This is a genomic window from Streptococcus pseudopneumoniae (assembly GCF_001074975.1).
GTDB classification, from domain to species: domain Bacteria; phylum Bacillota; class Bacilli; order Lactobacillales; family Streptococcaceae; genus Streptococcus; species Streptococcus pseudopneumoniae_D.
In genome coordinates, this window is record NZ_JUUO01000128.1 from 1 (window position 1) to 18,191 (window position 18,191).

Annotated in this window: 17 protein-coding genes, 1 riboswitch and 1 other annotated feature; of the genes, 5 read left to right on the top strand and 12 right to left on the bottom strand. The window is 43.8% G+C overall.

Going from position 1 to position 18,191, the window contains the following annotated elements:
• Window positions 1–221: 221 nt before the first annotated feature.
• The 7 genes from trpB to ADI86_RS09270 all read right to left on the bottom strand — a co-directional run bounded on the left by trpB (window position 222) and on the right by ADI86_RS09270 (window position 8,445).
• Window positions 222–1,400, bottom strand: coding sequence for a tryptophan synthase subunit beta (gene trpB, locus ADI86_RS09240; protein WP_000208440.1), 1,179 nt, complete (start codon window positions 1,398–1,400; stop codon window positions 222–224).
• A gap of 65 nt (window positions 1,401–1,465) precedes the next feature.
• Window positions 1,466–1,690 (bottom strand) — a binding site (T-box leader).
• A 40-nt stretch (window positions 1,691–1,730) separates the two neighbouring features.
• A complete protein-coding gene (locus tag ADI86_RS09245; RefSeq protein WP_049532717.1) occupies window positions 1,731–2,960 on the bottom strand; it encodes a DegT/DnrJ/EryC1/StrS family aminotransferase in 1,230 nt (409 codons plus the stop codon).
• A 42-nt stretch (window positions 2,961–3,002) separates the two neighbouring features.
• Window positions 3,003–3,695, bottom strand: a complete 693-nt coding sequence (locus tag ADI86_RS09250) for a sugar transferase (protein ID WP_000922210.1) — start codon at window positions 3,693–3,695, stop codon at window positions 3,003–3,005.
• 130 nt (window positions 3,696–3,825) lie between these two features.
• Window positions 3,826–5,568, bottom strand: coding sequence for an ABC transporter ATP-binding protein (locus ADI86_RS09255; protein WP_049532719.1), 1,743 nt, complete (start codon window positions 5,566–5,568; stop codon window positions 3,826–3,828).
• Window positions 5,558–7,303, bottom strand: a complete 1,746-nt coding sequence (locus tag ADI86_RS09260) for an ABC transporter ATP-binding protein (RefSeq protein ID WP_049532721.1) — start codon at window positions 7,301–7,303, stop codon at window positions 5,558–5,560. Before ADI86_RS09260 ends, ADI86_RS09255 begins: the two co-directional genes overlap by 11 nt.
• Before the next feature lie 54 nt (window positions 7,304–7,357).
• The gene (locus ADI86_RS09265) at window positions 7,358–7,993 is read right to left on the bottom strand and encodes a DUF421 domain-containing protein (protein ID WP_000174458.1); all 636 of its coding nucleotides are present in this window, start codon (window positions 7,991–7,993) and stop codon (window positions 7,358–7,360) included.
• Window positions 7,990–8,445: a DUF3290 family protein gene (locus tag ADI86_RS09270; protein ID WP_000675329.1), complete on the bottom strand. Its 456-nt coding sequence runs from the start codon at window positions 8,443–8,445 to the stop codon at window positions 7,990–7,992. The genes ADI86_RS09265 and ADI86_RS09270 overlap by 4 nt, the downstream gene beginning before the upstream one ends.
• 133 nt (window positions 8,446–8,578) lie before the next feature.
• Here ADI86_RS09270 and ADI86_RS09275 point away from each other — a divergent pair, with 133 nt between their 5' ends.
• The 4 genes from ADI86_RS09275 to ADI86_RS09290 all read left to right on the top strand — a co-directional run bounded on the left by ADI86_RS09275 (window position 8,579) and on the right by ADI86_RS09290 (window position 12,132).
• The gene (locus ADI86_RS09275) at window positions 8,579–9,406 is read left to right on the top strand and encodes an exodeoxyribonuclease III (RefSeq protein WP_049532735.1); all 828 of its coding nucleotides are present in this window, start codon (window positions 8,579–8,581) and stop codon (window positions 9,404–9,406) included.
• Window positions 9,407–9,417: 11 nt separating this feature from the next.
• Window positions 9,418–9,804, top strand: a complete 387-nt coding sequence (locus tag ADI86_RS09280; protein ID WP_049532722.1) for a bleomycin resistance protein — start codon at window positions 9,418–9,420, stop codon at window positions 9,802–9,804.
• Window positions 9,805–10,036: 232 nt separating this feature from the next.
• Window positions 10,037–10,132, top strand: a riboswitch (purine riboswitch).
• Window positions 10,133–10,288: 156 nt separating this feature from the next.
• A complete protein-coding gene (locus ADI86_RS09285; protein ID WP_049532724.1) occupies window positions 10,289–10,870 on the top strand; it encodes a xanthine phosphoribosyltransferase in 582 nt (193 codons plus the stop codon).
• Window positions 10,870–12,132 carry a nucleobase:cation symporter-2 family protein gene (locus ADI86_RS09290; RefSeq protein ID WP_049532725.1) on the top strand — a complete coding sequence of 421 codons (1,263 nt, stop codon included), beginning with the start codon at window positions 10,870–10,872 and terminating at the stop codon, window positions 12,130–12,132. Before ADI86_RS09285 ends, ADI86_RS09290 begins: the two co-directional genes overlap by 1 nt.
• A 32-nt stretch (window positions 12,133–12,164) precedes the next feature.
• Here ADI86_RS09290 and ADI86_RS09295 read toward each other — a convergent pair whose 3' ends face one another.
• The 3 genes from ADI86_RS09295 to ADI86_RS09305 all read right to left on the bottom strand — a co-directional run bounded on the left by ADI86_RS09295 (window position 12,165) and on the right by ADI86_RS09305 (window position 15,317).
• A complete protein-coding gene (locus tag ADI86_RS09295; protein ID WP_049511517.1) occupies window positions 12,165–12,569 on the bottom strand; it encodes a PaaI family thioesterase in 405 nt (134 codons plus the stop codon).
• A gap of 69 nt (window positions 12,570–12,638) precedes the next feature.
• The gene (locus ADI86_RS09300) at window positions 12,639–14,120 is read right to left on the bottom strand and encodes a UDP-glucose--hexose-1-phosphate uridylyltransferase (RefSeq protein WP_049532727.1); all 1,482 of its coding nucleotides are present in this window, start codon (window positions 14,118–14,120) and stop codon (window positions 12,639–12,641) included.
• An 18-nt stretch (window positions 14,121–14,138) separates the two neighbouring features.
• Window positions 14,139–15,317 (bottom strand): galactokinase, encoded by a 1,179-nt coding sequence (locus ADI86_RS09305; protein ID WP_049532728.1) that lies wholly within the window; start codon window positions 15,315–15,317, stop codon window positions 14,139–14,141.
• A gap of 314 nt (window positions 15,318–15,631) precedes the next feature.
• Between ADI86_RS09305 and galR the strand changes: the two genes are divergently transcribed.
• The gene (galR, locus tag ADI86_RS09315; RefSeq protein WP_049532730.1) at window positions 15,632–16,639 is read left to right on the top strand and encodes a DNA-binding transcriptional regulator GalR; all 1,008 of its coding nucleotides are present in this window, start codon (window positions 15,632–15,634) and stop codon (window positions 16,637–16,639) included.
• 55 nt (window positions 16,640–16,694) lie between these two features.
• On the opposite strand, the gene ADI86_RS09320 is transcribed toward galR, so the two are convergent.
• The gene (locus tag ADI86_RS09320) at window positions 16,695–17,732 is read right to left on the bottom strand and encodes a zinc-binding dehydrogenase (RefSeq protein WP_049532731.1); all 1,038 of its coding nucleotides are present in this window, start codon (window positions 17,730–17,732) and stop codon (window positions 16,695–16,697) included.
• Window positions 17,733–18,086 (bottom strand): stress response transcriptional regulator NmlR, encoded by a 354-nt coding sequence (gene nmlR, locus ADI86_RS09325; protein ID WP_049532733.1) that lies wholly within the window; start codon window positions 18,084–18,086, stop codon window positions 17,733–17,735. It abuts the gene before it with no gap.
• Between the last annotated feature and the right edge of the window lie 105 nt (window positions 18,087–18,191).

An 18,191-nucleotide genomic window follows, 5' to 3' on the forward strand; every position in this document is an offset into this window, starting at 1 on the left:
AGGCTGTACTTGAGTACGGTAAGGCGACGCTGACGTGGTTTGAATTTGATTTTCGAAGAGTATCAGATATCTCCTGTAACAGGCTGTGCAATAAAGGGCACTCCCTTGAGAATTATGTTTTCTTCTCTTGTTTCAGATGGACCCAACCTTACAACTTTCTCTGCTTGCTTCCAGCAACCGCAAGCTCTCTGTGAGAGAAAGGACTGTAATTTTTCCATCTTTTATTTTTTAGCTTCTAGGTAGTCTGCAATCGCAGCTACATCCTTGTCTCCACGACCAGAGACATTGATGATGATAATCTCATCTTTGCTTAGTTTAGGTGCACGTTTGACTGCTTCTGCGATAGCGTGCGAACTTTCAATCGCTGGGATAATTCCTTCAGTCTTGCTGAGAAGGAGGAGGGCTTGAACAGCTTCTTCATCCGTCGCAGCCACGTATTCCACACGACCTGAGTCTTTGAAGTAGGCGTGTTCTGGTCCAACACCTGGATAGTCCAAACCAGCTGAGATAGAGTACACAGGAGCCAGCTCTCCGTCTTCCTTAAAGACTGCATAAGTCTTCATACCGTCGACAATTCCGATACTACCTTTTGTCATAGTAGCTGCGTGCTTGTCTGTGTCAAGTCCGTGACCAGCAGCTTCAACCCCAACCAATTTGACTTCTTCATCAGCCACATACTGCGAGAAAGCACCGATGGCATTGGAACCACCACCTACACAGGCAATGACATAGTCTGGCAAGCGTCCTTCTTTTTCCAAGATTTGACGGCGAGATTCTTCACTGATGACTTTTTGGAACTCATGAACAATGGTAGGATAAGGGTGAGGACCTACAGCAGATCCCAAAACGTAGAAGGCTTCAAGATCATTCATCCATGCTCCAAAGGCTGCATCAACAGCATCTTTGAGGGTACGAGTTCCTGTTTCAACTGCGTGAACAGTTGCTCCCATCATTTCCATACGGAAAACATTGAGACGTTGACGTTCCACATCTTCTGCCCCCATGTAGACATCACAAGCCATACCAAACTTGGCTGCAGCCGCTGCAGTCGCAACACCGTGCTGACCAGCTCCTGTTTCTGCGATCACTCGTTTTTTACCCATACGTTTGGCAAGAAGAATTTGCCCTAAAACGTTGTTGAGTTTGTGAGAACCAAGGTGGTTAAGATCTTCGCGCTTAAGATAAATCTTAGCACCACCTAAGTGGTCTGTCAAACTTTCCGCAAAATAGAGCGGTGTTTCGCGACCTGAATAGTCCTTCAAGTAATGACGAAATTCTGCCAAAAACTCTGGATCATCCTTGTACTTGTCAAATGTCACTTCCAACTCATCCAACAAAGCCTGAATTGGTTCTGGTACAAAACTACCACCAAATTGTCCGAAATATCCTTTTGTTGTCATAAATTTTTCCTCTTTTCTACTGTTTCCAAGATATGAAAAACGCCCACACACAGAATCTACTTCTGTGTGAGGGCGTTTATAACGCGGTACCACCTCAATTGTAAAGAGACTATCCCCTTTACATCTCTGCCTTGTCTAACAACAAGTTGCACTGTAAGGTGTGCCTACCGAATTTTCATTGTTTCAAATTCATTTTTAAAATCAGCCCAATTTCACTAGTTCCAACCACCTGTTCACAATCACCACAGGCTCCCTGAAGACCAAAAATAGTTACTTTTCTGATTTGTTGAACTTATTTTAATACTTTGTTTTTTCTTTGTCAAGACTTTTTTACGATTTTTTTGATAAAGTTAGCACTTTTTCAGAAACTGTTTTGAAAGTCTCAATGATATAGTCCACTTCTTCATCGCTTAGTTTAGTGTGAAGAGGGAGCGTAATTTCATTTTCAAAGAAGGCATAGGCCTTAGGATAATTCGCCATATCAAAGCCAAGATTCTTATAAGCTGTCAAGAGCGGAAGTGGCTTGTAATGTACGTTACTTGCAATTCCTGCTTTAGCTAATTCTTGGATGATGAGGTTGCGTTCTTCTAGGCTTGCTCCTTCTACATGAGTAATATAGAGGTGGCGTGAAGATTCAACAGTATCAGTCTTGTGTGCCAATGGACGGATGCGAGAACCTGCAAAACCACGATCATAGCGGTCCACAATGTCCTTACGACGTTGCAACAAACTTGTATAGCGGGCCAATTGTACCAAACCAAGCGAAGCCATGATATCTGTCATATTGCACTTGTAGGCTGGTGTCACGATATCGTATTCCCATGAACCCAGTTGCATCTTAGCAAGGGCATCCTTAGTTTGCCCGTGAAGAGAAAGAATTTGGAATTCCTTGTACATTTCTTCGTCATCAATCGCTGGATTAGCTTTCCAAGTGGCACTTCCACCTTCTGCCGTTGTAAAGTTCTTAACAGCATGAAATGAGAAGGAAGTAAAGTCGGCGATAGAACCAGCAGGTTGTCCTTTATAAGTAGATCCCAAAGCATGGGCACTATCAGAAACAATCACAATACGGTTAAAGGCTTTTTGCCACTTGCTTGAAGCAGTAAAGAGGTCCCGTTTCTTCTCCACAACTTGGAACAAACGGTCGTAGTCGCAAACAATCCCTGCAAGTTCTACTGGGATGATCACCTTAGTCTTTTCAGTGATAGATTGCTCCAAAAGGTCGTAGTCCATCTCAAACGTATCTGCTTGGATATCCACCATGACAGGGGTTGCTCCTACGTGAGTGATGACACTACATGAAGCTGTATAGGTCATGGCTGGAACGATGACTTCATCACCAGGTCCTACTTCCAAAACCCGCAAAATCAACTCAAGAGCTGCAGTCGCAGAGTTTAGGCAGACAGTCTTAGGAGTCTGTGTGTACCGCGACAAGCGACGCTCCAGTTCTTTGGTCTTAGGACCTGTTGTAATCCAACCAGAACGAAGGGTAGCCGCTACTTCAGCAATTTCTGCTTCTGTAATATCGGGTGGTGAAAATGGAATATTGTAATTTGGCATTGATTTGCTCCTTTTATCTGTACTCATTCTCTCATGATTACTTTATTTTAGCACTTCAAACACGGTTTGAAACATAATTTTGATGTCTCCAAGGAAACTAAACTCTCGGAGATAAGCGAGGTTATAGCGCATCTTTTCAGGAAGGACGTGTTCGACATAGGCTTGGTCAACCGACAGACCTTTCTCCGTCATTTGACTGATGATAGTGTCCTCATCCTTGTAGTTGATGCTGGCTGGAGAGGTAATCCCTGCTGGTAAGAGTAAGGTCGCCATCATTTCAGGGCTATACTGCTCTGTGTAGCGTGGCACTTCAGGTCGTGTACCGACAAAGGACATTTCGCCTTTAAGGACATTGACCAGCTGAGGCAGTTCGTCCAAACGCACACGGCGGATGAAATTGCCAACCTTGGTAATGCGGCTATCGTTAGCAGAAGTCACCAAACTTCCTTTTTTGTCTGCATCCGTCACCATGGTACGGAACTTCCAAATCTTGAAAGGTCGATTGTACTGGGTCACGCGCTCTTGCTTGTAAATCACTGGCCCCTTGCTATCCAACTTGATCCAAATGCTCAAAATGAGAAAGATGGGAGAGGTCAGAACCAGTACAACCAAGGCTAAAACCCAGTCCAAACAACGCTTGAAAATCAGCGAACCCTTCCTTTTAGAGACAAGCTGGTAGTAAGACTCAACCTCGCTTGATTTCATTTCCACGGGCAAGTCTTCCCATTTCAGCATGCTGTTTCTCCTTTGTTTTTATTATACTATTTGTCAACATTTTTCATTATACCACAAAATGGAAAAGGCGGGGAAAGAAATCTGTAATTTGAAGGATTTCCTTCTTGTGATCAATGAAAATCAAAGAGTATTAGGCCATGGCACCCGCCTGCAAACTATACATCTTGTGATAGGTTCCTCCCAAGGCCAAAAGTTCCTTGTGGGTTCCACTCTCGATAATGCGCCCCTTGTCCAATACGTAGATACAGTTGGCGTCTTGGATAGTAGAAAGACGGTGAGCAATGGCAATGGTTGTTCGCCCCTGTCTCATCTTAGCCAGAGAAGCTTGAACCAGACTTTCTGTTTCAGAGTCAATATTGGCTGTCGCTTCATCCAAAATCAGGATTTTAGGCTGACTGGCGACTGTTCTAGCAAAGGCAAGAAGCTGTCGCTGTCCAGTTGAAAAACTGGAGCCACGCTCGGAAACAGGGGAATCATAGCCCAAAGGAAGTTCCTGAATAAAGGAATATGCATCGACAAAAGTAGCTGCGTCCTTTACCTGCTCATCACTGATATCTTGGTACATGGCGATATTGGACTTGATGGTTCCATGATAGAGGAAGGGTTCCTGCAAGACCAGACCGATGTTTTTTCTCAGCTCTTCCTGACTGTAGTCCCGGATATCTACATCGTCCAAGAGAACTCGCCCTGACTGGAATTCATAAAAGCGCATGAGGACATTGATAATAGATGATTTCCCTGAACCTGTATGCCCCACAAAGGCAATGGTCTCACCCTTGTTAACGGAGAAGGAAATATCATCCAGAATCGAATGTTTGCCATCATAAGAGAAACACACATGTTCAAAACGGATATTACCTTCTTTGACTTTAGCCTGCCCATTTTCTTGAAGAGGTTCATAGGTCCTCTCGTCTATCAGGGCAAAGACACGACCGGCAGAAACCATAGACGTTTGAAGAGTTGAAAAGTTTTGCGTCACCTCAATCAAGGGGTCAAAGAGACGATTGATATACTGGATAAAGGCATACATAGTTCCTGCCGTTATTCCCAGATAAAGTCCTCGATAGCCAAAATAGGCCATTAAAACTGCATATCCTAGGAGTTTAAGCAAACTCATAGCAGGGCGCAAAAAAAGGGCATCCAAGGCTACAGAACGGTTGGCATATACCAAGTGTTCTCGGTTTATCTCATCAAATTCTACCTGTAGACGCTTCTCTTGATTAAAGGCCTGGATAATCCTGATTCCTTCTATGTTCTCTGCCAGCTTACTATTGATATCTGATAAGAGACTTCTGGTTTTCTCAATGATTTTCACTGATTTTTTCCGATAGAGATTGACCAAAAGGAAAATCAAGGGGAGAAAGAGCAAGACTAATGCTGTCAAACGAAAATCCAACACCAACATGGTATAAAGGGTTGTTAGAAAGATAAAAACTGCTGAGATAAAGCTAGATAAAATCCCCGAAAACATATCACTGATAGTCTCGGTGTCATTTGTCAAACGAGAGACGATAGAGCCTGCTGGCGTCTTGTCAAAATAAGACATACCCAGTTTTTCCATATTGGCAAAGGCATCTCGACGAATATCCCTAACAATACTGTAAGACACGCGCGCAAAGAGAAGATTACCGACATACTGGACCAGAGTTTGTAGGATATAAAGGCCATAATAGACCAGCAAAACGGTCACAGCAATTTGATTAAGATTACTCAGATACTGATCAATAAAGTGGGAAGCTACAAGGGGAATGATGCTTTTAATGACAGTAGTCGCTAGGAGAAAACTGAGTGCCAAAAAGGTCAGGAGTCCATAGGGCTTGAGATAGGACATCAAGCGCTTCAATACAGCCCATTGTTCTTGTTTATTCTGCATCTTCTTCTCCCTTCATTTCCAGCTGCTGAGACTGGTAGGTTTGGGCATACCAGCCATCCAAGGCTAGCAAGTCATCGTGTGTACCCCGTTCGATAATTTGTCCATTTTGCAGAACCAAAATCAAATCTGCATGGACAACTGCACTAAGGCGATGAGCTGTGATAATGGTTGTCTTGTCCTGACGCGTTTCCTTGAGGTTATCGATGATGGCATACTCTGTCTTGGCATCCACGGCTGACAAGGAATCATCTAAAATCAAAATATCAGGGTCTAAAATCATCGCCCGACTCATAGCCAGACGTTGCTTTTGACCACCAGAAAGACTGACTCCCTTTTCACCAATCAGCGTATCAAATCCCTGAGGCATGGCTACAATGTCTTGGTAAACTTGGGCTAGCTTGGTCGCTTCCTCGACCGCTGAAAGGGGCAAGTTAGGATTGCCAAAGCGGATATTGTCTAAGATAGAAGTCGCAAAGAGAAACTGGTCCTGAGGAACATAGCCCATAAGACTACGGAGATCTGTCAAACGATAGTCACGAATATCGTGACCATTTAGGTAAATAGCACCCTTATCCACATCGTATTCACGCAAGAGAAGCTTGATCAAGGACGTTTTTCCAGAGCCTGTCTGACCAACCAAGCCCAGAGTTTGCCCTTTTTCCAAACTAAAGTGAACATTTGTCAGTGTTTCCTCATTTTCAAAGGCAAAGCTATCAATGTCGTACTGCAAGCGCCCGTTTTCAATGCCATCTAAAGGAAACTCAGGGTCTTGTACAGGTGACTCCTGATACAAAAGTTCCTCAATCCGATGGTAGGAAACCTTGCCTCGCTGAGTGATATTAAAGAGGAAACCAATGGCCATGAGAGGCCAGACCAGCATATCCAAATAGCTGATAAAGGTGACCAGATTCCCAACTGTAATCTGCCCCTCCTGAACCATCAAGGAGCCGACCAAGAGCGTTAAAACATAGGAGGAACCAACAAATAAAAGAACCATAGGATCAAAGAGACTATCGTATTTCATGGTTTGCAGGTTCTTTTGGAATGTCAATTCATTGACTGCCTGAAAGGACTTGAGCTCGTCCGCCTGATAACCGAAAGACTTGGTCACTTTGATACCTGATACGGACTCCTGTACCTTGTTATTAAGTTCGGAAAAGGCAGCTTGTGATTCGCCAAAGGCCTTGTGGGTCTTTCTCCCAAGACGACTAGTCGCATAGGCCATGAAAGGCAGGGGAAGAATGGCAACCAAGGTCATCTGCCATGAAATGCTAAAGAGCATGGTCAGCAAGGTCACCAAAGCCGTGATAGAAGCATCAACTGCAGACATAACCCCTCCCCCTGCGAGACGAGTCAAGGCATTGATATCGTTGGTTGCGTGTGCCATCAAGTCCCCCGTCCGATAGGTTTGATAAAAGGCTGGAGACATTTTTGTGAAATGCTCAAACAAGCGAGAGCGCATAATCTGTCCCAAACGGTAGGAAGTCCCAAGGATATACATACGCCAAACATAGCGCAGATAGTACATCCCAAAGGCTGAAAGAAGCAAGTAAAATAGGGCAAGAAGGAGGTCCTGCTGGGTTAATTGCCCCGATGTGATGGCATCAATGACCCTCCCCATAACCATTGGGGGAATGAGGTTGAGGACGGAAACCAAGACCAGAGCCACAATCCCGACTAAATAACGGCGTTTTTCTAACTTGAAAAACCACCAAAGTTTTTGAATAATGGACATAACATCCCTTTCTGATTGCAAATAGAAACCTGAGGCCAAGACCCCAGGTTTTTCTTATTCATAGGTTACGACTGTGACCGCACCCTTGTCATACTCAGCGATAAAGATATTGGCTACATTGTCATGCCCTTGCTTGCTGAGGTTATCAAGCAACCACTCTTCGTTACGACCAATCGACTCCAAAACATCGACTTGTATCACACCGTCAGTCACAACTGGATACTTAGGATTTTCATCTCCCATTTGGACCACGATGAGTTGGCCATTTTGCTCCTGCACAGCGCGTTTGACCTGCTTCATCTGGAAAATCCCTTGGCTACGAAGCTTGAGGGCTACTTCCGCTGCAGACAAACCAACTGAACGACAGGCTTCTGGGTCAATCTGCCCATTTTTGATGAGGAGAGTTGGCTTACCATCAATCAAGCGTTTGACAAAATGAACATTGTTACTAAGCCACTTGAGGGTCAAAACCAAAATCGTCCACATCATCAAAATCACTGCGTACTGGAGAATGCTAATAGAACTATTGTAAATCACCCCACCGATAATACCACCGAGAACATAGTTCTGAATTTGGTCTGTCGCAGAGTTAGGCGCCAGATTTCCCTTTCCTGTCACATTGATAACAAAAACAAGCGAGAAAAGACCCAAGGCCAGTTTGATTAAAATTTCCATATAATTGAGTGTCATTTGTTTACCTCCACCAATTCAATAGCGTCTGTTTGATGCAATTCTAATTTCTCTAAAAGATACTTGTCTGGTTGGCTCCCGTTCATGGCACGATAGAAATTTGAACCTACCTTGATAAGTGCTCCATCAGTGGCTGCAGAAGTATTGACATAAACTTCTGATTTATCCACTCCCAAGTCTTTGGAAACAACCTCTATGAAATGAAGTGAAGTTTGAAATTGGTTGTTAGAGGCTTGATTGGTCTGGTATTTTGAGATTGTCACCAAAAGCATGGCCACCAAGGTCAAGGCCAAAATCATGACCAATTCCCGAAACTTAGTCCCCTTTTTATCTCGATAGGCTTTAAAAGCAAAAAATCCTGTGATAGCTAGGAGCACAATCCCAAAGCCAATCATGATGCCATTTTGCTGACTGATTTGGCTAAGTACATAGTCATATGAGTAAAATTTCATTTATTTTCACTCCCTTTCATAAAATCATTCTTAATTATAAACGAAAGAGAGTGATTTTTCAAGCCATACGTTGGGGAAATGGACCTTTTTTTGGTATAATAAAATCTATAATCTGAATGAAAAAGGTAACTTTATGAAACTCATCTCATGGAATATTGATTCCCTCAACGCAGCCCTAACTAGTGACTCAGCTCGCGCCAAATTGTCCCAAGAAGTCCTACAAACCTTGGTCGCTGAAAATGCTGATATCATCGCTATCCAAGAAACCAAGCTTTCTGCCAAGGGTCCTACAAAGAAACACTTGGAAATTTTAGCTGAACTCTTCCCAGGCTACGAAAACACGTGGCGCTCTTCCCAAGAACCTGCCCGTAAAGGCTATGCTGGTACTATGTTCCTTTATAAGAAAGAACTCACACCCACTGTCACTTTCCCAGAAATCGGTGCTCCTTCTACCATGGACTTGGAAGGTCGCATCATCACCCTGGAATTTGATGAATTTTTCGTAACGCAAGTTTACACACCAAACGCTGGCGACGGTCTCAAACGCTTGGAAGAACGCCAAATCTGGGATGTCAAATATGCGGAGTATTTGGCTCAACTAGACAAAGAAAAACCAGTCCTTGCGACTGGTGACTATAACGTAGCCCACAATGAAATCGACCTTGCAAATCCTGCTAGCAACCGCCGTTCACCAGGATTTACTGACGAAGAACGTGCTGGATTTACTAACCTCTTGGCAACTGGATTTACCGATACCTTCCGCCACATTCACGGCGATGTTCCAGAACGCTACACTTGGTGGGCACAGCGCAGCAAGACTTCTAAAATCAACAATACAGGCTGGAGAATCGACTACTGGCTCACAAGTAACCGCATCGCTGACAAGGTGACCAAGTCTGACATGATTGACTCAGGAGCTCGCCAAGACCATACACCCATTGTCTTGGAATTTGAACTCTAAGGAGAAGGCTAATGGACTATCAAGCTGTCATTCCTGAATTTGTAGTATCTAACCTCGAAAAGTCACGCCACTTCTACTGCGACTTGCTAGGCTTCTCTGTCGAATACGAACGCCCCGAGGAGAAATTTCTCTTCCTCTCACTTGAAGACTGCCAACTCATGTTAGAAGAAGGCGACGCAGAAGAATTAGCTCAGCTGACTTATCCTTTCGGGCGTGGTGTCAATATTTCCTTTGGCATTGAAGATGTTCCTCAGCTCCACCAAAAACTGCTGGAAGCTGACTATCCCATCCATCGTCCCCTGATAAAAAGAGAATTTCGAGTGGGAGATAGTTTTATTTATCCCCATGAATTTGCAGTCTTGGATCCAGATGGCTATTTTTTAAGATTTAGCGAGTAGAAAAATAGAGATTGGGAAAAAGTCTTTAAAGTTAGAAAAAGGCATATTGTCAGTTGTTTAAAAACTTAATAATATGCCTTTTATGATGGAAAAATCTTCTAAATATTAGCCAATAAGTTAATTTTTGCCCATTTTTATTATATTTGTTCGTTTTTGAAATCAAAACACTAACAAAATATTTGATTTCTAAAGTTATTTAGTGTAAAATAAAAACATTGGTACAAGCCTATTTAAAATTGAATATCTTTTTACTTGTTTATGTCGTGAATTGGCACGACGTTTCTACAAGGTGCCGGAACACCTAACAATAAGTAAGTCAGAAGTGAGGTATGGTCGTTTTTGCCATGCCTATTTTGGGGACTTACTTAGAGATTAAGTAGGTCCTTTTTGAATATTTTGGTTAAATATATAGTACTAGCAAACTGGATCACTATGGAAACATTTAACCAACAAGTAAACTGGCTTTTAGACTTTAGGAGGTCTTATGAAATTATTAGAAGAGCGCATCCTTCAGGATGGGCATATCTTGGGTGACAACATCCTCAAGGTGGATTCCTTTTTAACCCACCAAGTTGACTTTAGCTTGATGCGAGAAATTGGTAAGGTTTTTGCGGAAAAATTTGCTGCTGCTGGTATTACCAAAGTCGTAACCATTGAAGCGTCGGGTATCGCCCCAGCTATTTTTACAGCTGAAGCCTTAAATGTTCCCATGATTTTCGCCAAAAAAGCTAAGAACATCACTATGAACGAAGGAATCTTAACTGCCGAAGTTTACTCCTTTACCAAGCAAGTGACCAGCACCGTTTCTATCGCAGGAAAATTCCTCTCACCAGAGGACAAGGTTTTGATTATCGACGATTTCCTTGCTAACGGCCAAGCTGCCAAAGGCTTGATTCAAATCATCGAACAAGCTGGTGCCACAGTCGAAGCTATCGGTATTGTGATTGAAAAATCCTTCCAAGATGGCCGTGATTTGCTTGAAAAAGCAGGCTACCCTGTTCTATCACTCGCTCGTTTGGATCGTTTTGAAAATGGTCAGGTCGTATTTAAGGAGGCAGATTTCTAATGCAAACTCAAGAAAAACATTCGCAAGCAGCCGTTCTTGGCTTGCAGCACTTACTCGCCATGTACTCAGGATCTATCCTGGTTCCCATCATGATTGCGACAGCCCTTGGCTATTCAGCTGAGCAGTTGACCTACCTGATTTCTACAGATATCTTCATGTGTGGAGTGGCAACCTTCCTCCAACTACAACTCAACAAATACTTTGGGATTGGACTCCCAGTCGTTCTCGGTGTTGCCTTCCAGTCGGTCGCTCCCTTGATTATGATTGGACAAAGCCATGGTAGTGGTGCTATGTTTGGTGCCCTTATTGCATCAGGGATTTACGTGGTGCTTGTTTCAGGTGTCTTCTCAAAAGTGGCCAATCTCTTCCCATCTATCGTAACAGGATCTGTTATTACCACGATTGGTTTAACCTTGATTCCTGTCGCTATTGGAAATATGGGAAATAACGTTCCAGAGCCAACTGGTCAAAGTCTCTTGCTTGCTGCTATTACTGTTGTGATTATCCTCTTGATTAACATCTTTACCAAAGGATTCATCAAGTCTATCTCCATTTTGATTGGTCTAGTTGTTGGAACTGCCATTGCTGCTACCATGGGCTTGATTGACTTCTCTCCTGTTGCGGCAGCACCACTTGTCCATGTCCCAACTCCACTCTACTTTGGGATGCCAACCTTTGAAATCTCATCTATTGTCATGATGTGTATCATCGCAACGGTTTCTATGGTTGAATCCACTGGTGTTTACCTGGCCTTGTCTGATATCACAAAGGATCCAATCGATAGCACGCGCCTGCGCAACGGTTACCGCGCAGAAGGTTTGGCCGTACTTCTCGGAGGAATCTTTAACACCTTCCCTTACACAGGATTTTCACAAAACGTTGGTTTGGTTAAGTTGTCAGGTATTAAGACTCGCCTACCAATCTACTACGCAGCTGGTTTCCTAGTTCTTCTTGGACTCCTTCCTAAGTTTGGCGCCCTTGCCCAAATCATTCCGAGCCCTGTCCTCGGTGGTGCCATGCTGGTGATGTTTGGTTTTGTATCGATTCAAGGGATGCAAATCCTCGCCCGCGTTGACTTTGCCAACAATGAACATAACTTCCTTATCGCAGCAGTTTCAATCGCTGCAGGTGTTGGACTCAACAACAGTAATCTCTTTGTCAGCATGCCGACAGCCTTCCAAATGTTCTTCTCAAACGGAATCGTCGTAGCCAGCCTACTCGCCATTGTCCTCAATGCCGTATTAAATCATAAAAAGAAATAAGAAAAAGAGGTGCGAGCCTCTTTTTTCTTTATCTATATCCTTACCTGTCTGTCTTCTGACCGTTGGCCTGTGACAAACATGGTGAAGGTTGCCTTGCATACATTTCTGCCTTCTTGATTGGTGATATCGACATCCACCACACAGGTTGTACGACCTTGATGGACACATTCTCCTTTAATGGTCAGCACATCGTCGAGTTTTCCTGCCTTGAGGTAATTAATAGAGGATTGAAGCGTCACTACGTCTAGTCCTAGCGAGATAAGCACCAAACCACTAATCTGGTCGCAAAGGGTAAAGAGATAGCCGCCATGGGCATAGCCATAGTAGTTGAGCGACGAGTCCACTACTTTCGTCGTCACCACAACGTGACCATCTCTCATTTGTTCAATTTCGTAATTTTCAAAGGCAGATATAGCGTCAAAATGAAAATCTTTCATCGTTTCCTCCTGATATTTCAAACGACACTATGATACTACTTTTTATAGGACTGTGCAAGGAGAAAGCTCCTAGTCTGGCAAAATTCCTACCTGCTCCACAAAGCGCATAAAGGCTGCCTGTCCTTGTTCTGTCTGCTTGTAGACTCCTGCATCCTCAAGTACACGTGCAAAGATAGTACCCACAGAGTCCTTGACGATTTCAAGGGCTTTTTCTTTATCCGTTAGGTCTGGATGGTGGGCTCTAAGTTGGTCTGCCCATCCCTGATGATAATCGACAACTGCATCACCATCTCCCATGAGATAGCTAGCGACTTGCTCCAATTCTTCTTTCAAACGTGGTGGCAAGATTGCCAAGCCCATGACCTCAATTAAGCCGATATTTTCCTTCTTGATATGTTGGACGTCCTTGTGGGGATGATAGATACCATCAGGATGTTCTGCAGAAGTCTGATTGTCTCTCAAGACTAAGTCCAACTCAAACTGGCCATCGCGTTTACGGGCTATAGGTGTGATGGTGTGATGCGGTGTTCCGTCCGTCTCTGCCAAAATCTGCACTGCAGGATCTGAATACTGGCGCCATTCCTGCAAAATCTTATCAGCCAAGTTGATCAAATCCTCTTTGGAATCCGAAGTCAAACGTAGCACTGACATAGGCCACTTGACAATCCCAGCCTTGACCTGCTCAAAACCAGTAAATCGGAAGGCCTTTTGCAAGGGAGCCAATTCCATAGGAAATACGTGATGGCCTCCCTGATAGTGATCATGAGTTAAAATAGAGCCTCCCACAATCGGTAGGTCGGCATTAGAGCCAGCAAAATAGCCTGGAAACTGCTCTACGATAGCCAGCAAACGTTCAAAACTCTGACGACTAATAGCCATGGGACGATGCTGGCCATCTAAGAAAATACAGTGCTCATTAAAGTAAGCATAGGGCGAATACTGGAAGCCCCACTCCTGACCCGCCATTTCAAAACGGATAATACGGTGATTGCTGCGAGCTGGGTAGTTAACTCGACCATGATAGCCCTCATTCTCTAGACAAAGCTGACACTGAGGATAATTGCTGGCTTGCACCAACTTGGCTGCCGCAATCTCTTTGGGATCCTTTTCAGGCTTGGAGAGATTGATGGTAATTTCAAGCTCTCCGTAGTCAGATGGAACACGATAAGCGATATTTTTAGCAATGGCCTTGAGTTTGATGTAGTCATTTTTCTGACTGAGTTGGTAAAAATCTGCTATCGCTTGCTCTGGAGAGTGGGCGTAGGTTTCCCAGAAATCACGATTGACCTGAGTTGGACAAGGAGTCACCAAATCCATCAGTTCAGCACCAAGGATTTCACGCGCAGTCTGACTATCCTCAATCGTTTCTAATCGAACCGCTTCCTCAACCAGTTGGTACTTGAGGTCAATCAATTTATCTAGATCAGTCTCAACTTCCAAAACACCATCTCCCACTCGTGCCAAGACACGGTTGGTCAGGTAGATTCGATCCATTTCCTCAAATGAACTTTCAGAAATGACATGTGTTACAAATTTATCTACTAAGGTCACTATAGAGCCTCCTTTTGACTAGTCAAGGACGCGAGTGCCACCTGCAACTTCAGCGATATAGAAGCTTGGAGCGTATCCAACTACTTCCTCGTAGTGTTTGCCTACAGCTTCCTTAAAGGCCTCAACAGTATCTTTTTGAACCAAGGCAATGGCACATCCGCCAAAACCTGCCCCTGTCATACGAGCACCGAGAACACCTTCTTGCGCCCAAGCTGTGTGGACAAGGGTATCCAATTCTAAGCCAGTTACTTCATAGTCATGTTCTAGAGAAACGTGTGAAGCATTCATCAAACGACCAAATGTTTCCAAATCTCCTGCTTGAAGGGCTGCTTGAGCTTTGAGGGTACGTTGGTTTTCAAGCACAGCATGGCGAGCACGTTTCAAACGATTTTCATCTTTGATCAGATAGCTATATTGGTCAAAGGCCCACTCGTCCAACTCACCCAAGGTCTGAATCTCCAAGGCAACTTGTAATTCTTCCACTGCTTTTTCACATTCAGCACGGCGCTCATTGTATTTAGAGTCCGCCAATTCACGACGTTTGTTGGTATTCATAATAACAACGACATTGTCCTTCAAATCAAGTGGCACCAAGTCGTACTCCAAAGTGTTGGTATCTAGGTAAATAGCACGTTGGTCAGCCCCCATACCGATAGCAAACTGGTCCATGATACCAGAGTTTACTCCGATAAAGTTATTCTCAGTTTGTTTACCGATTTTAACCAAATCGAGACGCTCTAATTTTAAATCAAAAAGATGCTCAGCCACAACCCCTGTCAAGAGTTCCAAGGATGCTGAAGAAGACAAGCCAGCACCATTTGGGATATTCCCACAAACATAAAAATCAAAACCTTTGTCAATAACATGACCAGCTTCTTGCAAGAAATGAAGAACTCCTTTTGGATAGTTGGTCCAGTTGTGCTCTTTTTCAAACTTGAGGTCAGCTAGAGGCACTTCGATAATGCCCTTGTCCTCAAAGTTGGCTGAATAGAAACGCAAGACTTGGTCGTCACGCTTGCGAGCTGCCCCGTAAGTTCCCAAGGAAATAGCAGCTGGAAAAACGTGCCCACCGTTATAGTCTGTGTGTTCACCAATCAAGTTGATACGACCTGGTGAAAAGAAAGTTTGGTCTGCTTCTTGACCAAAAACAGCAAGAAAGTCTTTTCGAAGTGCTTCAGCAGTAAGATGTTGTGTCATATGATTTCTCCTTTGTCTGTTCGTTAAGTCATACTCTTCGAAAATCTCTTCAAACCACGTCAGCTTCACCTTGGATTATATATGTGACTGACTTCGTCAGTCTTATCTACAACCTCAAAACAGTGTTTTGAGCAACCTGCGGCTAGTTTCCTAGTTTGCTTTTTGATTTTCATTGAGTATCATCTTAATGTGTAATCGTTTTCTTCTATTTTATCCAATGGATTTCCCAAGGTCAATCCTTTTTACTAAATTTTTACTAAACTATCAGTAAAAAGCAGAAAAATATGATATACTAACCTAATCAAGGAGGATTTATGGCTACATTAAAAGACATTGCACAGCTAGCCTCTGTCTCTATCGCGACCGTATCCCGTGTCCTCAACCGCGACCAGAGCCTATCAGTTACAGAAGAGACCAGACACCGTATTTTAACCGTTGCTGAAGAGTTGGGCTACACCAAACACCTCAAGACAGGCGAGTCCCATAAGCCCAAGCAAAAGATTGCCATTATCCAATGGGTCAGCGAACAAGGGGAGCTGGACGACCTCTACTACTACCAGATTCGCCTAGGCATAGAAAAAAGAGCCCAAGAACTGGACTATGATATCTTGCGCTATTTTAATGACCATCCTTTTACCCTAAGCGAGGAAGTGATTGGGATTCTTTGCATTGGAAAGTTTAGCCGAGCTCAGATTTCTGCCTTTGAAGAATACCAAAAGCCTCTTGTATTTCTAGACAGCGATACCCTTTCCCTAGGACACACCTGCATTATCACGGATTTTTACACTGCCATGAAACAGGTTGTCGATTATTTCCTCAGCCAAGGACTGGACCGTATCGGGATTCTAACAGGCCTTGAGGAAACAACAGACCAAGAAGAAATCATTTATGACAAGCGACTTGAAAACTTCAGAAACTACAGTCAAACAAAAGGAATCTATCATGATGAACTGGTCTTTCAAGGAAGCTTTACTGCCCAGTCTGGCTATGACTTGATGAAGGAAGCCATTCAGAGCTTGGGAGAACAACTCCCACCAGCATTTTTTGCCGCTAGTGATAGTCTTGCAATCGGTGCCCTCAGAGCCCTACAAGAAGCTGGAATCAGCCTGCCAGACCGTGTCAGCCTCATTTCCTTTAATGACACTAGCCTGACCAAGCAGGTCTATCCTCCTCTTTCCAGCATCACCGTCTATACCGAAGAAATGGGCCGAGCAGGTATGGATATTCTTAACAAGGAAGTGTTACATGGACGGAAAATTCCTAGCCTGACCATGCTGGGAACCAGACTGACTCTGAGAGAAAGTACTCTAAATCAAAAATAGGATAACATAAAAAAGAATCTGGGACAAAAATCTAATCTTTTTGTCCCAGACTCTTTTATTCGATTACAATCATCGATTTAATAGTCTTACGTTCATCCATATCTTTATAGGCTTGATCAATCTCATCTAAGCGATAACTATGAGTGAACACACGACCTGGATTGATGTCTCCATCAAGGACGGCTTTTAGTAAAAATTGCTTATCGTAGGTTGTGACAGAAGCTGCTCCACCTGCTACAGATATGTTTTGGGCAAAGGTCGAACCAAGAGCACGGTTATTGTAGTGCGGTACACCAACAAATCCCATGCGCCCTCCATTATGGAGAGCACCAAGTGCTTGATCAACAGCTGCTTCTGTTCCAACACACTCAAGTGCTGCGTCTGCTCCACCACCGAGAATTTCACGCACCTTAGCAATACCTTCTTGACCTCGCTCAGCTACAACAGCTGTCGCACCCGACTCCAGAGCCATCTTTTGACGATCTTCATGACGACTCATAAGGATAATTTGCGACGCACCACGCATCTTCGCCGCGATGACAGCACATTGACCAACAGCCCCATCACCAATGACCACAACCTTATCCCCTTTTTGAACATTTGCCACACGCGCTGCATGATAGCCTGTCGGCATGACATCAGCTAGAGTCAAGAGAGACTTAAGCATCCCTTCTGTGTAGTCAGACGGTTGTCCAGGGATTTTAACAAGTGCCCAATTGGCATAGTGGAAACGGATATACTCAGCCTGGACACCACCTGACCAGTTGGTCCCAATATGGCGGTCACAAGTCCCATCATAGCCAGCACGACAAGCGTCACACTCCCCACAGCCATGGGTGAAAGGTGCAATGACAAAGTCACCAGATTTTACTGTAGTAACATTCTCACCAACTTCTTCGACAATCCCGATTGCCTCGTGACCGCTATTTTGATGCCCCTTTTCAATGTCTGGATTGCGGTAGCTCCAGAGGTCTGAGCCACAAACGCAAGTGCGAACAATGCGGATAATAGCATCATCTGCTTCTATAATTTGCGGACGTTCAATTGTAGCAAGTCCAACCTGACCTGCCTTTGTATATACTGCTGATTTCATTTAAAATTTTCCTTCCTTATAAAGTTTAATTTTGAGATTTAAGTGATTTAAAGCCGTCTGTAACTGAGACAAGCGATCCTCTAATTTTTGCTTTTCCTCTTCTAAAATACCAAGTCTTTCATCTCTCGTTTCATCTCCCTTTTGGTAGAGCGACATATAGTTAACTAAACTGTCTACAGAGACACCTGCCGAACGAAAACACTTAATAAATTCCAGCGCTTCAATATCCTGATCTTGAAAATCACGAATTCCAGTTGCAGTTCGAGTAATCGGTGGCACAAGACCAACCCGTTCATAATACCGAATCGTATCCGCTGAAATTCCTAATAAGTCACTGGCAGATTTAATATTCATAGGCTAACCTCCTCTCATTTCATTCACTGAGTTCACGCTATTCTAATACTCAATGAAAATCAAAGAGCAAACTAGGAAGCTAGCCGCAGGCTGTACTTGAGTACG

Excerpts from the sequence above, each read along its gene's own strand:
- trpB (WP_000208440.1), bottom strand. The coding sequence starts at position 1,400 with ATGACAACAAAAGGATATTTCGGACAATTTGGTGGTAGTTTTGTACCA.
- ADI86_RS09245 (WP_049532717.1), bottom strand. The coding sequence starts at position 2,960 with ATGCCAAATTACAATATTCCATTTTCACCACCCGATATTACAGAAGCA.
- ADI86_RS09250 (WP_000922210.1), bottom strand. The coding sequence starts at position 3,695 with ATGCTGAAATGGGAAGACTTGCCCGTGGAAATGAAATCAAGCGAGGTT.
- ADI86_RS09255 (WP_049532719.1), bottom strand. The coding sequence starts at position 5,568 with ATGCAGAATAAACAAGAACAATGGGCTGTATTGAAGCGCTTGATGTCC.
- ADI86_RS09260 (WP_049532721.1), bottom strand. The coding sequence starts at position 7,303 with ATGTCCATTATTCAAAAACTTTGGTGGTTTTTCAAGTTAGAAAAACGC.
- ADI86_RS09265 (WP_000174458.1), bottom strand. The coding sequence starts at position 7,993 with ATGACACTCAATTATATGGAAATTTTAATCAAACTGGCCTTGGGTCTT.
- ADI86_RS09270 (WP_000675329.1), bottom strand. The coding sequence starts at position 8,445 with ATGAAATTTTACTCATATGACTATGTACTTAGCCAAATCAGTCAGCAA.
- ADI86_RS09275 (WP_049532735.1), top strand. The coding sequence starts at position 8,579 with ATGAAACTCATCTCATGGAATATTGATTCCCTCAACGCAGCCCTAACT.
- ADI86_RS09280 (WP_049532722.1), top strand. The coding sequence starts at position 9,418 with ATGGACTATCAAGCTGTCATTCCTGAATTTGTAGTATCTAACCTCGAA.
- ADI86_RS09285 (WP_049532724.1), top strand. The coding sequence starts at position 10,289 with ATGAAATTATTAGAAGAGCGCATCCTTCAGGATGGGCATATCTTGGGT.
- ADI86_RS09290 (WP_049532725.1), top strand. The coding sequence starts at position 10,870 with ATGCAAACTCAAGAAAAACATTCGCAAGCAGCCGTTCTTGGCTTGCAG.
- ADI86_RS09295 (WP_049511517.1), bottom strand. The coding sequence starts at position 12,569 with ATGAAAGATTTTCATTTTGACGCTATATCTGCCTTTGAAAATTACGAA.
- ADI86_RS09305 (WP_049532728.1), bottom strand. The coding sequence starts at position 15,317 with ATGACACAACATCTTACTGCTGAAGCACTTCGAAAAGACTTTCTTGCT.
- galR (WP_049532730.1), top strand. The coding sequence starts at position 15,632 with ATGGCTACATTAAAAGACATTGCACAGCTAGCCTCTGTCTCTATCGCG.
- ADI86_RS09320 (WP_049532731.1), bottom strand. The coding sequence starts at position 17,732 with ATGAAATCAGCAGTATATACAAAGGCAGGTCAGGTTGGACTTGCTACA.
- nmlR (WP_049532733.1), bottom strand. The coding sequence starts at position 18,086 with ATGAATATTAAATCTGCCAGTGACTTATTAGGAATTTCAGCGGATACG.